This is a genomic window from Evtepia sp. (genome assembly GCF_056797215.1).
Genome location: NZ_JBQILM010000044.1, coordinates 1 through 13,564, shown reverse-complemented (window position 1 = coordinate 13,564; position 13,564 = coordinate 1). Strand labels below are relative to the sequence as shown.

At 62.4% G+C, this 13,564-nt stretch carries 12 protein-coding genes; 4 read left to right on the top strand and 8 right to left on the bottom strand.

What is annotated here, in order from left to right; translation table 11 throughout:
* The 4 genes from ACTOZL_RS09270 to ACTOZL_RS09255 all read right to left on the bottom strand — a co-directional run.
* The coding region (locus tag ACTOZL_RS09270; RefSeq protein ID WP_482478071.1) for a DMT family transporter at window positions 1-749 on the bottom strand (749 nt) is incomplete at its 3' end.
* A gap of 382 nt (window positions 750-1,131) precedes the next feature.
* Window positions 1,132-2,127, bottom strand: coding sequence for an ATP-binding protein (locus tag ACTOZL_RS09265; RefSeq protein ID WP_482478070.1), 996 nt, complete (start codon window positions 2,125-2,127; stop codon window positions 1,132-1,134).
* On the bottom strand, window positions 2,114-3,082 hold the full coding sequence (locus ACTOZL_RS09260; protein WP_482478068.1) for a DnaD domain protein: 969 nt from the start codon (window positions 3,080-3,082) through the stop codon (window positions 2,114-2,116). Before ACTOZL_RS09260 ends, ACTOZL_RS09265 begins: the two co-directional genes overlap by 14 nt.
* 64 nt (window positions 3,083-3,146) lie before the next feature.
* Complete coding sequence (locus ACTOZL_RS09255) at window positions 3,147-5,687, bottom strand: Ig-like domain-containing protein (protein WP_482478066.1); 2,541 nt, start codon at window positions 5,685-5,687, stop codon at window positions 3,147-3,149.
* A gap of 200 nt (window positions 5,688-5,887) precedes the next feature.
* Here ACTOZL_RS09255 and ACTOZL_RS09250 point away from each other — a divergent pair, with 200 nt between their 5' ends.
* Window positions 5,888-7,282 carry an AAA family ATPase gene (locus ACTOZL_RS09250; protein WP_482478065.1) on the top strand — a complete coding sequence of 465 codons (1,395 nt, stop codon included), beginning with the start codon at window positions 5,888-5,890 and terminating at the stop codon, window positions 7,280-7,282.
* Here the strand turns inward: ACTOZL_RS09250 and ACTOZL_RS09245 are convergent.
* Window positions 7,279-7,701, bottom strand: a complete 423-nt coding sequence (locus ACTOZL_RS09245) for an N-acetyltransferase (protein WP_482478064.1) — start codon at window positions 7,699-7,701, stop codon at window positions 7,279-7,281. The genes ACTOZL_RS09250 and ACTOZL_RS09245 overlap by 4 nt on opposite strands.
* Window positions 7,702-7,952: 251 nt before the next feature.
* Entirely contained in the window at window positions 7,953-8,480 is a 528-nt protein-coding gene (locus ACTOZL_RS09240; protein ID WP_482478063.1) for a nitroreductase family protein, read from the bottom strand.
* 157 nt (window positions 8,481-8,637) lie between these two features.
* Here ACTOZL_RS09240 and ACTOZL_RS09235 point away from each other — a divergent pair, with 157 nt between their 5' ends.
* The 3 genes from ACTOZL_RS09235 to ACTOZL_RS09225 all read left to right on the top strand — a co-directional run bounded on the left by ACTOZL_RS09235 (window position 8,638) and on the right by ACTOZL_RS09225 (window position 11,259).
* A complete protein-coding gene (locus ACTOZL_RS09235; protein WP_482478062.1) occupies window positions 8,638-8,991 on the top strand; it encodes a winged helix-turn-helix transcriptional regulator in 354 nt (117 codons plus the stop codon).
* An 83-nt stretch (window positions 8,992-9,074) separates the two neighbouring features.
* Window positions 9,075-10,388 carry a hypothetical protein gene (locus tag ACTOZL_RS09230; protein WP_482478061.1) on the top strand — a complete coding sequence of 438 codons (1,314 nt, stop codon included), beginning with the start codon at window positions 9,075-9,077 and terminating at the stop codon, window positions 10,386-10,388.
* Window positions 10,375-11,259, top strand: coding sequence for a tetratricopeptide repeat protein (locus ACTOZL_RS09225; RefSeq protein WP_482478060.1), 885 nt, complete (start codon window positions 10,375-10,377; stop codon window positions 11,257-11,259). The genes ACTOZL_RS09230 and ACTOZL_RS09225 overlap by 14 nt, the downstream gene beginning before the upstream one ends.
* An 82-nt stretch (window positions 11,260-11,341) precedes the next feature.
* On the opposite strand, the gene ACTOZL_RS09220 is transcribed toward ACTOZL_RS09225, so the two are convergent.
* Both ACTOZL_RS09220 and ACTOZL_RS09215 read right to left on the bottom strand, forming a co-directional pair.
* Window positions 11,342-11,944: a hypothetical protein gene (locus ACTOZL_RS09220; protein WP_482478059.1), complete on the bottom strand. Its 603-nt coding sequence runs from the start codon at window positions 11,942-11,944 to the stop codon at window positions 11,342-11,344.
* A gap of 750 nt (window positions 11,945-12,694) precedes the next feature.
* A partial coding sequence (locus ACTOZL_RS09215) for an ATP-dependent metallopeptidase FtsH/Yme1/Tma family protein (protein ID WP_482478057.1) occupies window positions 12,695-13,564 on the bottom strand: 870 nt, incomplete at its 5' end.

The window sequence follows — 13,564 nt, the reverse complement described above, 5'->3', positions numbered from 1 at the left end:
GTGGTGACGCTGCCCAGCAGGGTGGTGGCCTTGCCCCAGAACACATAGCACAGCATGGAGGAGCACACCACCACATAGAGGAAGGCCCCCCAGATCCGCGCCCCCTCGGTGGCGAAGGCGCGGGCGGTGGTGACATCCCCCAGCAGCAGGGCGAAGGGCAGGCACAGCAGCACCCCCCAGAAGAGGATTTTCCGGGTCATTTGCAGGGCGGTGTAGCCTAAGCCCTCGGTGTTCACCACAAACACGCAATAGAGCCCCCAGCACAGGGCCGCCGCCAGGGCGATGCTGTCCCCCAGCAGGTGGACGCCGCCGCCCCCGCCCCCGGAGATGGCCACCACCCCCGCCATACACAGCCCAAAGCCCAGGAAGAACAGGGGCCGCAGCTTCACCTTCCGGGAGAAGATGCACAGCCACAGGGCGGTGAAGATGGGGGAGGTGGAGCCCAGGATGCCAGTGTTGGAGGCGGTGCTGTTGAGCAGGGCGATGTTTTGCAGGATGTAATATAAAGTAATGCCCAGGATGCCGCAGAGGACCACCCAGCGCTCCCGCTTCCACGCCATGGGCTTCAAGGGCTTGGGGGAGAGGAGGAAGAGCAGGAACCAGGCCAGGGCAAAGCGCAGGACAATGAACCAATAGGGGTCCAGATATCCCACCATGATTTGCGACGCGGCAAAGGTCATGCCCCAGATGAGCACCGTAACCAGGGCAAAGATATGGCCCCGCAGGGGGCCGTTCCCAGGAAGCTTCACAAAAACCCCTCCTTTTTGTCGTTTCCCTATTATATAGCAGGGAAGGGTGGGTTTGTCAATGTAGAGTTTTCCACTGTTTGCTTTTTCAATTGAATATCCAAGATATATTGAAGAGGGCCTTCCAGACAGGAAAAGAGGGCGGATTGCTCCGCCCTCCTTTCCCGAAGGTTAAAAATGAAAAGAAGATCTCTTGCCCTCGATCCCGGCACTGGATCGGAGACATAAGCAGTACGAGACGCGTTCCGCTGTGCGGGTTTCGTATCGTGCTTTTTATTATAGCGGAGAGATGTTGCAAAATAAGGCCAGAAATGTTACAGATGTTTTAAGTTTCAGCGAGAAACCATGGCGTTTCCCCGTCAGACTTCCGCCCCCTCCTGCAATCTCACCGCTGCCCCTTCTTCAACAGCCGGATATCCTGCCCGAAGAAGGGCAGGAAGAGGTATTCCCCTTCCAGCCGGGAGGCCAGCTGGGGGGTATAGCGCTGGCGGATGGCCGGCATATTCAGGTTGGAGGAAATCACCGTGCGCTGGCCCTGGGCTAGGCGGGTGTTCACCACCTCGTACAGGGCCGCCTGGATGAAGGGGGAGGAGAACTCACTGCCCAGGTCGTCCAAAATCAACAGCTCGCAGTTCAGGTACCGCCGCACGTCCTCCCCGGCGGCATCGTCGTCCCGGCTGAACTTCCGGGCCTCAAAGCGGGCGAAGAGGTTGGAGGCGGTGTCGTACACCACGGAATGCCCCCCCTCCGCCACCACCCGGGCAATGCAGGCGGAGAGGAAGGTCTTGCCCAGGCCGGGGTTGCCGTAGAGGAAGAGGTTCTTATAGGGATAACTGCCAAAGAGCTCGGCATAGCTGCGGCAGTTGGAGAGGACAAACTCCATGTTCTCCCGGGGGGAGCGCTTGAAGTCCGGCCAGACCTGGCGGTCGTAATAGTCCAGGCGGAAGTTGTCAAAGGACTGCTCCCCCAAATCCAGCAGGGAGGACAGGTCCCGGATCTGCTCCTGGCGGCACAGCCCCTCTAGGCAGGTACACATAGCGCTGCCCCGCCAGCCCCGGTCGTTGCACAGGGGGCACAGGGGAGTGTCCTCCAAGGCGTCGTGGGGGAAGCCCTCCTGGTCCAGGAGGGCGGCCAGCTGGTCCTGAAGGGCCAGGTTTTCCCGGCGCAAAGCGGCCAGGGCCGCCTGCTGGTCCAGCCCCTGGCGCAGGGCGGCGGCAAGGATTTTGGGGGCGGTCTGCCGGAGCTGCTGGTCCAGGGCCCGGGCCTGGGGGAGCTTTTCAAACACCCTCTGGCGCAAAGCCTCCCTCTGCTGGCGGTGGGCCTTGACCTGCCCCTCCCGCCGCTGCTGGGCCCGGGTGATGGCGGCCTCACTGTATGCCATGGGCGTCCTCCTTTCCCTGGGCGGCGGCCCACTGGGCGGCCTGGATCATACGGTCGATGTCGTCGGTGGAGATATTGGCGCTGTTCTGGGGGGCGGCGGGGGAGGGAGCGGGCTTTTGGAACTTGGGCTGGCGCTGCCCCTCGGCGTCCTGGATGGCCTGGGCGGTGTACAGCCCCTGCTTTTGCCAACTGCCCAGGATACCGTTCATATAGCTCCAACGGAACTCCCCTACGTGGAACAGCGTGCGCTCGTAGGCCAGGGTGAGCACCTCGTCGGGGAAGCCCATTTGGCTCCAAGCGTCCAAATAGGCCTCCTCCTTGGGCACCGGCTTCCGGTCCCCCCGGCCCAGGAGGGCAAGAATCTCCATGCCCCGGCTGTTGAGCCGTTGGCGGCGGTGGAGGTATTCGTCCGCCCGGTCCAGGTCCGTGGCCCCGGCCTTTTGCCACTTGGCCGCCTCCCGCTTGATCTGGGGGAGGGTGGGCTTGCGCCCGGGGTGCTTGGCCCCTGCCTCCTCTGTGCAAAAGCTCACCAGCAGGAGGATCACCTCCGCCGGCAAGGCCAGGTAGTCATAGATAAAATACAGGCTCTTCAAATCCGCCGGGGAGAGGAGCTTCCCCAGGGCCTTTTCCACCGCCGGCACCAGCAGGGCAAAGCTCCCGCCCCCTTGCAGGGCCTGGGTGATGTCCTGGGTGCTGTAGTCTGGCGGGGTGTTGTCCTCTAGCTTCTGGGGCGGCGGGGGGGCCACCGGGGTGTCCTCCCCCACCAGCTGGAGGGAGACCAGGGCGGCCCGGGCATGTTCCAGGCGCTGGCTGTCCCACTTCAGGGCGGCGGCATCCCGGCCCTCTAAAAGGCAGAGGTACAGCAGGGCGGCGTCGCCATTGCCCGAGGCCACCAGCCGCCGGGCAGCCTTGCGGTGGAGGGAGAGGATGCTGCCAGGGTAAAATAATCCTTTCATAAAAAACTGCCCCTTTCAGAAGAAGGCCGCCCCAGAGGGCGACCTTCCATTTATTCAAAAACGTTTACCATATACACCGCACTTCGCAGGTGAAGGTCTTGCCGTCGCAAGTTGCTGTGATGGTGGCCCCGCCCACGGCCACGGCCGTGACGGTTCCGTTCTGGTCCACAGTGGCCACGCTATGTTTGCTGGAACTCCACTGCACCTCCCCGGCGGCCCCGTTGAGGGTCAGCTGCCGGGCGGCCCCTGGGCTGTCCAGGGAAAGGGTCTCGTCACTGAGGGACATCTCCCCGGTGGCGGTGGGCTGTCCCTCCCCCTCCGGCTGCCCCTCTGCCCCTGGCTCCGTGGGGGTCACATTCCCCCCCTCGTCCACGGTCCAGTTGCAGCGGATCTGGCACTGGGCGCTCTGCCCGCTGGCCATGGCGGCCACAATGGTGGCCTCTCCGGGGCTGATGGTGGTAACTTTGCCGTATTCGTCCACACTGGCCACCGCGTTGTTGCTAGAGGACCAGGTGAGCCTGGCGGTGGTGCCCTCGGGGGCGAAGGTGGGCACCAGGTCCGTGGTCATCCCCGGCTCACTGAACACCATGTCCTTCTGGTTCAGGATGAAGGTCTGGGCGGTGTCCTTCTGCTCCTCCTCTTCCCCCTTCCCCAGGCCGGCAAAGATGCCGGTTTGCAGGGCGGGGATGAAGTTGCGCGCCACGATGAAGCCCGCCACAACGATGATGACAAGGGAGAGGGCCAGCATTGCCACCTGGAAGCCGCTCTTTTTCTTCTTCTCTTTCTTGCCGGGCTGCTGGTCCAGGAACAGCGCCTCGTCGTCGTCCTCCTCTTCTTCGTCCAGGGCGTCCAGAACGTCGTCGTCCTCTTCTTCCGCCTCCAAGCCGGCGTCCTTCTCCGGGGCCGGCGGGGCGGGGGACTGCTCCGGGGCGGGGGCTGCCCAGGGCTTCGCCTCGCCCTTCTTGGGCAGGACGGGAATGGGCTTGGTGGGCTCGTCCACCTCCATGTGGGGGGCGAACACTGTGGTGGCCTCTTCTTCCGCCTTGGCGTGGGCGGCGCCGGGGCTGTCCTCCGCCAAAATCTCCCGTATTTCTGCCAGGAGGTTGTCCAAGTCCTCCTCGGTCTCGATTTTAGGAATGATGATATCCGGGTCCCCGCTGACCGGTTCCACGGTGGGGTCCACCTCTGGGGGAGGCGGAGGGGGCACCCGGTTCATCCGCCGGGATGCGCTGAGAGGGAGGTCCTCCGGGGCAAGGGGGATAGGCTCCGGGGCCTTCTCCTGGTGCTCCGCCGGGGGCTGCTCCCGCTCCTGGGAAGCAGGCTGTGCCGCCTTTTCTGCCTCCGGCTGCGCTCCCTTGGCCTCTGGGGCGGCCGGGGCCTCTGGCTGGGGGGCGGGGGCCGCTGGGGGCGCCTCCTCCTGGGGCTGCTCTGCCGCCGGGGTAGAGCCCTCCTGGCCGAGGCCGTTGAGGTCACCGGCCACCTCTACCACGGTCCCGCTGCTGCTCTGTTCCAGGTCCCGCATAAAGGCCCACTGGCTCTGGGCCAGCTCTTCCTCTCCGGGGGGGGCGGGCTCCGGGGCCTTCTCCTGGTGCTCCGCCGCAGGCTGCTCCGGCTCCCCGGCGGGGGCCGCCCCCTCTGTCTCCGCCAGCTCTGCCGCGGCGGCCACGGCGGCAGCCAGGCCCGCCCCTTTCAGGGGGATGGTAATGGTACGGATGATCCCCGAGCTGCTCTTTTCCTCCTCTGGATGGCCCACAGGCTGGGTATGGGCCCCGCTGTCCGGCTCAAAGCCGAAGCTGGGGGGGGGCGTCATGGTCTCAAACACCGGGCCGGGGGCCTCGCCCCGCTCCGCTGCCTGGGCGGCTTTGACAGCGGCCTCCTTCTGGGCAGCCTTGGCGGCGGCCTCCGCGGCGGCCCGTTCCCGTTCCCGCTTGCGCTGGGCGGCCCGGGCCTCCCGCTGGGCCCGGTTGGCGGCCCGCTCCTCCTCGGTCATCTCGCTGATCTTCTTCCTGCGGCGGGGGGGCTCCTCCGCCACGGCGGCCTCCTTCCGCTCCTGGGGGATGCGCCCGGTGTCCCGGGACACCGGGGGGATGCGGCCTGTCTCCCGGCCTACGGGGGGGATGCGCCCCGTCTCCCGGCCGACAGGGGGGATGCGCCCCGTCTCCCGGCTCACAGGGGGGATACGCCCGGTCTCCCGGCTCACAGGAGGGATACGCCCGGTCTCCCGGCTCACAGGGGGGATGCGCCCGGTCTCCCGGCTCACGGGGGGGATACGCCCCGTCTCCCGGCTCACGGGGGGGATACGCCCCGTCTCCCGGCCGACAGGGGGGATGCGCCCGGTCTCCCGGCCGGCCCGCTCTTGGCTCTCGTCCCGGCGGCGGGGGGTGGGACGTCCCCGTCCGGCATTCTTATCACTGCCCTGGCTGCGGGGTTTCTTCTTCTCCGGCTCTGGACTTCCCAGCAAACCACCCAGCAAGGAGCCTTTTTTCTTCTCCGCCTCTTTGCGCCCTGCGTCGCAGAAGGGACAGTAATCATAGGTCACAGAATAGTATTCCCCGCAGTGGGTGCACTGCACCGTCTGGCTGCGCAGGGTATTCCTGTTGTCCATTCCGTTTCCTCCTTCTTGGCCCACGCTTTTGTAATCATTTGTAATCATTGGGTTATATTGTACCACACATACACAAAATTCGTCAACCTTAGATATCTGTTCTTCTGCCCCCCTGGCCGCTATCCCTGGGGGGAGGCTTGAAAGCCAGGGGCGGGGTATGGTATAATCAGGAAACTTTGAGAGAGGGGGGGAGCCCATCCATGCGCTCTGCCGATGCCGTCCGCCAGGACTACCGCCGCCTGGTTTCCGCCTACCGCCGCCAGCTCCCGGACCCGGGATTGCGCCTGGCCTTCCAGCCCGACGCCTATTTCCAGGCCTGTGCCCAGAGCCTGTGGCGGGCGGGGGGCGTGACCATCACCCCGGATCACGCTACCTTATATAACGCCCTCAAGGAGGGGGACGGCCAGGAGACCCTATTCTGGGCCCTGGTCCACCAGGTAGGGGAGGCGGGGCCTCTGCCGGAGCCCCCCTTCTTCCCCCGGCTGTGCCGCTACGACCAGCAGACCGGCCACAGCACCGCCCGGCAGTTTTTAGCGGCCCTTCCCGCCCTATGGGCCCTGCTGGCTCAGGCGGGGGACGCAGGGGGCAGCGCCGTCACCGCCTGCATCCAGGAGGGGCTCTCCCGCCTCCACCGGGGCTGGGCGGCCCTGGGCCTGCCTGGGGACCCGGCGCCGCCGGCCCCGCCACCCTTGCCGGCGGCTGTCCCGGCAGCGGAACCCCTGCCCGTCCAGGCGCAGCCCCCGGAAGAGAGGCCGGAGGCCCCCCAGGAGGAAGCGCCCAGCTTGGAGGCGCTTTTGGCGCAGCTGGACGGACTGGTGGGCTTGGAGGCGGTGAAAGCCCAGGTCCACAGCCTCATTAACCTGGTAAAGGTCCGCCGCCTCCGGGAGGAAGCGGGGCTGCCCACAGCCCCCCAATCCCTGCACATGGTGTTCCTGGGGAACCCCGGCACGGGAAAGACCACCGTGGCCCGGCTGGTGGCCAAGCTCTACCAGGCCATTGGGGTTCTGTCCAAGGGGCAGCTGGTGGAGGTGGACCGGGCGGGGCTGGTGGCAGGCTATACCGGCCAGACTGCCCTAAAGGCCCGGGGGGTGGTGGACCAGGCCCTGGGGGGCGTGCTGTTCATCGACGAGGCCTACGCCCTCTCCCCGGAGCGGGGGGAGCAGGACTTTGGACGGGAGGCCATTGAAGTGCTGCTGAAAGCCATGGAGGACCACCGCCAGGACCTGGTGGTGATTGTGGCGGGGTACCCCGGGCCTATGGAGCGCTTTCTCCACAGCAACCCCGGCTTAGAGAGCCGCTTCAAGCTGGTCCTGCACTTTGCCGACTACGACGGGGGGCAGCTCCTAGACATTTTCACCGCCCTGTGCCAAAAGAACGGCTACGTCCTCACAGACCAGGCCCAAGCCCTGGCCGCCCAGGGCTTCCAGGCCCTATACGACCAGCGGGACGGGAACTTTGGCAACGCCCGGGAGGTGCGCAACCGCTTTGAAGCCGCGGTGTCCCGCCAGGCGGACCGTCTGGCCACCCTAACGGCGGCCCCCAGCCGGGAGGCGCTCATGGCCCTGCTGCCGGAGGACTTGGGGGAGATGGGTTAGGCAGTCCAGACCATGGTGTATTCCCCTTCCCCTGTGTCCTGGTCTACCCCCGCGTCCTGGATCACAAAGCCCTCCCGCTGGTAAAAGCGCAGGGCCCCTGTATTGTTCTGGTACACCTGTAGGGACAGGGACGGCCTGCCCGCCTTGGCGAAGTCCAGCAGCGCCTTCCCGATGCCCCTGGACTGGACCCCCGGCTGGACAAACAGCCCTGGGATGTAATCCCCGTCCAGGCCGATGAAGCCCTGAAGGACGCCGGACACCTCATAGACATATACCTCCGCCTGGGCCAGCAGCCCCCGGACGGGATGGTAATGCTCCCGCCAATATTGGGCTGGGATGAAGGCGTGGGCCTGTAGGTTGGCCGCCAGCCACAGCGCTGCCACCGCCTCCAAATCCGCTGTTTCCAAGGGCCGAATCATACCGCGCCCCCTCCTTATTCTTAAACATTGCCCTGTATTGTACCACAGTTGGCCCCAGGATGCCAGGGGGAGGCGGCTGTTACGGCGGCAAAAAACGGACGGAGCAACCAGTCTCCGTCCGTTGGTCAAAGTCCTCGCCCTTCTGCAACAGGTTGGCGTCCATCATGCCGCTGCTGTCATCGGCTTGCCCTCGCACTCCTGCTCTTTATGGTACTATATTACCACATCCCAAGCCAGCTTGCAAGGCGTGCTCACCACTGCTGCCCGTCCTCATAGGCCACCACCGCTGACAGGGGCAGGCGCTGGGTGGTGTGGCGGTCTGGGGCGGCGGGGGGTGCGGCGGCGTAGCCCAGGGCAAGGATGCTCACCGGCTCCACCTCCGGGGGCAGGTGGAAGGCCGCCTGGACCTTTTTGGGGTCGAAGAACGCAATCCACACGCTTCCCAGCCCCAGGGCTGTGGCTTGGAGCATCATGTGGTCGGTGAGGATGGCGGCGTCGATGTCCCCGGTCTGCTTCCCGTCAAAGGGCCGGGTCCAGGCCTTGCGGCGGTCGGCACAGGCCACGATGGCCAGGGGGGCGCCGTAGAGCTCCGCACAGCCTTGGAGCTTAGCCCGCCCCTCTGGGCTGCGCACCACCAACAGGCGCACCGGCTGTAAATTCGCCGCCGTGGGGGCCACGTGGGCTGCCTCCAAAATTAGGTCCAGCGTTTCCCTTTCCACCTCTCGCTCCAAATAACTGCGCATGGAGCAGCGCTGTTTTGCCATGGTGAGAAAATCCATAGGGTCTCATCCTTTCTTGCATTTTATTCCCAAAGGGGTATAATAGCGGGTGTATTGGTCCACCGCTGTTTACAGTGTACCACCCTGGGCGGGAAGCGCAAGAAGGCACTTTTGGGTGCGGTACTTCCCAAAAGGGTAGCAGAATGGAGACAGTCCCATGAAAGAACTTCAATTTCATTGCCCCGTAGAGGCCACCCTATCCCTCATCGGCGGCAAGCACAAGCCCCTCATCCTCTGGCACCTGCGCCAGGGACCCCTGCACTATATGGAGCTGCAACGCCTGATCCCCCAGGCCACCCCCAAAATGCTCTCCCAACAGCTCCGGGAGCTGGGGCGCTGCGGGATGCTGCTGCGGGAGGTGATCCCGGAGACCCCACCAAAGACCCTGTACCACCTAACGCCCTTCGGGGCCAGCGTGCTCCCCGTCCTGGACGCCATGTGCAGCTGGGGGGAGGGGTACTTGGAACGGGAGGCGGTAACACCCTGCTGTGCTGCCCAGAAGCAAGGCTAGGGCCTTCTCTTACCCGCTGCTTTGCAACCTAGCGGGGTTTCTATAGAACGCTTGCAACATCTGCCCATAGGAGGAAGTTTCCCATGAAATATGCCCATCAACTGTCCGATATGTTCAACGCCTTTTCTCCGGAACCGTTGAACATAGACCAGCTCGCAGAGTTTTACTGCACGGATACCATGGAACAACGCATGAGCGACAAGTACACCTCCCCTATGGAGGATATCTTTGACCTCTGCCAAGAGGGCAGGGCAGACGCTGCGTTCCTGCTCCTGGGCCACCGGGGCTGTGGAAAGAGCACGGAGTTGAACCGCCTTTCAGAGCGTTTCCTCTCGGCAGGCCATCCCGTCAAAACCATTCAATGCAGCGTTGACCTGGACTTATTGAACATGGCCCACGCTGACCTATTTATCTTGATGGCGGAGGCCTTGGTGTCCCTGGCCGCTGAGCTCCATTGTGACATTGGGGCGGACACCCTCTCCCGCATTGAGACCTTCTGGGCGGCCGGGACAGAGAGCTGGACCACCCAGGAGGCCAAGGGCGCCTCCATAGAAGCAGGCTTGTCCACCAAAACACCCGGCATTCTTTCCACAGTTTTGGCCTTATTTGTGGACATGAAAGCGGACCTGAAGTATAACGAAGAAAAGCGGACAGAGTACCGGAAAACGCTCAATGTCCGCACCAGCGAATGGGTCCAGCTTTTACGCACTGTGGCGGCACACATCGCCCAGGAGACCGGCGGGAAGCAACCGGTCCTCATCTTCGAGGACCTGGACAAACTGAACCCGGAGGACGCCTGGAAGGTTTTTTACCACTATGCCGCCATTCTCTCCGGAATGCCCTTCCCGGTGATTTATACCTTCCCCATTGCCCTCTCCTACGACCCCCGCTTCTCCGCCATGGAGAGCTACTTTATTATAAAAACCCTGCCGATGATTAAAATCGAAACCATAGAAGGCCAGCCCTTTCAGGAAGGAATCCAGGTCATAAAGAAAATTGTAAAAAAGCGAGCCAAGGTATCACTGTTTGACTCCCAGGTTTTGGAAACCATCATCCAATATACCGGAGGCTCCCTGCGGGATTTGTTCCATAGCATCAACACCGCTGCCAAGCGGGCCCAGCGCCGGGGGGCTGCCGCAGTCTCTATGGAGGACGCGGATCGAGCTCTGGAAGAACTACAAACTTCTTTGACCCGGCGAATCGAAGCAGATGATTACGACTTTTTGACAAATATTTATAACGGAAACAAAGAACGTATTCAGGAAAAAGAAAGGCTGTTAAAGCTGCTTCAGGCATCTGTCGTGCTGGAGTACAACGGCAAGCGTTGGCACAACGTCCACCCGCTGGTGGTCAAGTTTTTGCGGAGGCAGGAGATCATCACAGATGACAGAGCGTAATCAAGACGGCTATCAGGCTCTTGGTTGGATTCTCAACCACGCAGAACAGGGTTTCTTCCTGGTGGTGGCGGAAGAGGAATTGCAAAATGAGATTCTCTCCGTTTACCGGGAGGGGCCGGTGGCAGTCTATGACTACCGGGAACACCCTGGCCCGTACTCCTTTCAAGGCTTTTCCGCCTGGTTGGCTGGGCAGGAGGATGTGCAGACCGTTTTCCTCGCCAACCTACAACTTGCAGTACAGACTGAGGAGGACGTGAAGCGCCTGAACTTCAGCCGGGACATGCTGGCGCGGCTGGAAAAAAACCTGATTTTCCTTACCACGCCCTACGGGGACGATCTTCTGGCCACAGGGGCCTATGATTTCTATTCCTTCCTCAAGCTGCGCATCCTGTTCTCCCCACAGCCGCTGGAGGATTTGGTGCAAAAAAGGCTTGCGCCGCCCTGTCCCACGGCCCCGACAGAGGAGCGCTGGACGCCAGAGGAAACACGACGGAGACTGCGGGACACAGACTCCCTGCTGGAACAGGCCAAGAAGGCCGTGAATCAAGAGCTGGAAGCCCTGTTGCTGCAAACCCTCGACCTTCGGGAACGGCTGTTGGGCCCGGAGCATTTGAACCTGTCCCCCATTTACCAGGATTTGGCCCAGGTATACACCCGGCAGGCACGGTACCAGGAGGCAGAAACCTTGTACAAGCGGGCTCTGGACATCGAAAAAAAGGTGTGGGGGGAGGACCACCCCAGCACCGTAAACTGCTATGACAATCTGGCTGACTTGTATCACAAAGAGGGGAAATACGCCCAGGCAGAACAATGGGCCAAGAAAGCCGCCAGCATCCGGGCCCGTGGACAGGGCAGGGGAAACGAACCATGACACCCCCGTCCGGCACACAAAAACTGCCCCATGTTATGCAGACAGCACAACATGGGGCAGGACACACAGTCCGGGGATGCTTTCACGAAGCCCGCAGGGGCGGGATGATGACCATGGGGCACTCCCAGATCTCCTTGTACCGGGGCAGGTTCAGGGAAAACTGCCAGCGGATACTCTGGGCCAGCACATCGGTGAGGCCGGGCTCGGCCTCCAAGGCGGCGCAAAAGTTCTTCCAGGTCAAGCTCCGGTGCTGCTCCTTCTTGCGTATGAACAGCGCCACTTCCATCAGCTGTACCATTGAGTCTACCTGCGCACTCAGCTCCTCAATGGGGACAAGCAACGGTGGGCTTTCCTCTGGGTTGAGGTCCTTCCGGGAGGCATAGTCATAGTTGCCTGGGGCCCCGCTGTTTAGGATATCCCATTGCTCAAAGACATCCATGCCGGGCTCGCAGCGAAAATGGAAGTACTGCAGTACCCGCCGGGCCGCCTCCATTATGTCCTCCCGTCCCTGGGTCAGGGCAAGGAAGTCCGCCCAGGTTAAGCTGGGCTCCGCTTCCCAATAGTGGACATACAAGGCCTCTTGAATCCAAAACCCTATGTCAAGGAGCAGCTCTTGGTAATCCTCGTCGCTAAAAGGGTTCACATAGCCCCACAAGTGGCTCTCACAGATGGCAAGGCATGCCATGATTGTCTGGTCCTCGGTATACGGTACATACTTTGGGTAAAAGTCACCCGTGCGGCTTTCCAAAAAAGCTTGCTGGTCCAGGTACCTCCGCTTCTCTGGGGTCATGGGGGTCAGGCGAATGTTCTTCCCCCTGCCCCTGATCGAATCTCTCTTGGCCATTCCAATTTGCCCCTCTCCTTGGGTTGTGTATATGCTCCTCCGCCGAGGGGCAAGGCCGGGGTCACACGCACCCAGCCTCACCCCTATCCCGACTTCGGAGAAAGCAAGAAAACACCATGCAGGCATATTGCTATGTCCTACACAGTGCCTTTTCAACACATATACACACAAAAGGAGAAGCCGCAAAACCAAAAAGAACCACCGGTATTTTATGACACATTTTACGTCGTTAGAGGAATTTTTTTGAGGAATTTGTGGTTCAAAAGAAGTGTCTTGCGAAAACACTGAGACGTGTGCTATAATATTTATCAGGCTTGGGATAAAATCCCTTTGTGTAGGCGGTTGGGGCCTGCGCAGGTCGTGGGGAGCTGGCACTCCCCACGGCTGCCGTTGTTTATCTTGGCTTTCCTAAAATAAACAAACGCAACATCCAAAACGGATGATTGTTTCCTGGGCTTAGTTTATCAGGATTTTACAGGATTGTCAATCTTTTTCGTCGATTCCCCCCCATTTGCCCAGCCCTTGATTGATACAAAGAGGTCAAGCTCCACCCCAGCGGGTGAGCTTGACCTCTTTTCTGATTCATCTGATTCAATGGAACCCATCAAACCCGTCGTCCTCCGCCTCCTGGGCAAATTCCGGCGGCTTGCTGGCCTCCGGCTCCTGGGGGGTGGTGGGACCGGGGTCGGGGGGCTCCTGGCCGGAGGATTGCTCTTCCGCCTCCTCCGGGTCCCGGCCCTGGATGATGGCCACCATCTCCCCGCCGGTGATGGTCTCCTTTTCCAACAGATAGGCCACCACCTTGTCCACGTCCGCCCGGCTCTCCTCCAGGATGGACACCGCCTGGGCATAGCAGTGGTCCAAAATCTCCCGCACCGCCTCGTCCAGGGCGGCGGCGGTGTCCTGGGCACAGTCCATGCCGTAGCCGCCGTCCAGATACTGGCTGCGCTTGGAGGCCAGGGCCATCATGCCAAAGCGGTCGCTCATGCCGTACATGGCCACCATGTTCCGGGCAATGGCGGTGGCGTCCTGGATGTCCTGGGCGGCGCCGTTGGTCATGGTGTCCAGCACCACGGCCTCCGCCGCCCGCCCCCCCATGGACACGGCAATCCGGGCCAAAAGCTCGTCCCGGGTGCGCAGCTCCGTCTTGTCCTCCTCGGGCATCATCAGGGTGTAGCCCAGGGAGCCCTGGGTGTGGGGGACAATGGTGATCTTCTGCACCGGCTCGGTGTTCTTCTGCCGGTAGGCCACCATGGCATGGCCCACTTCGTGGTAGGCCACCAGCTTCTTCTCAAACTCCGTGAGGACGCTGCCCTTTTTCTCCGTCCCCGCAATGACCAGCTCAAAGGCGGCCAGCAAATCCTGTTGGTTCACCGCCCGGCGGCCCAGGCGTACCGCCCGGAGGGCGGCCTCGTTGACCAAATTCGCCAAATCCGCCCCCACGCAGCCGGCGGTGGCCAG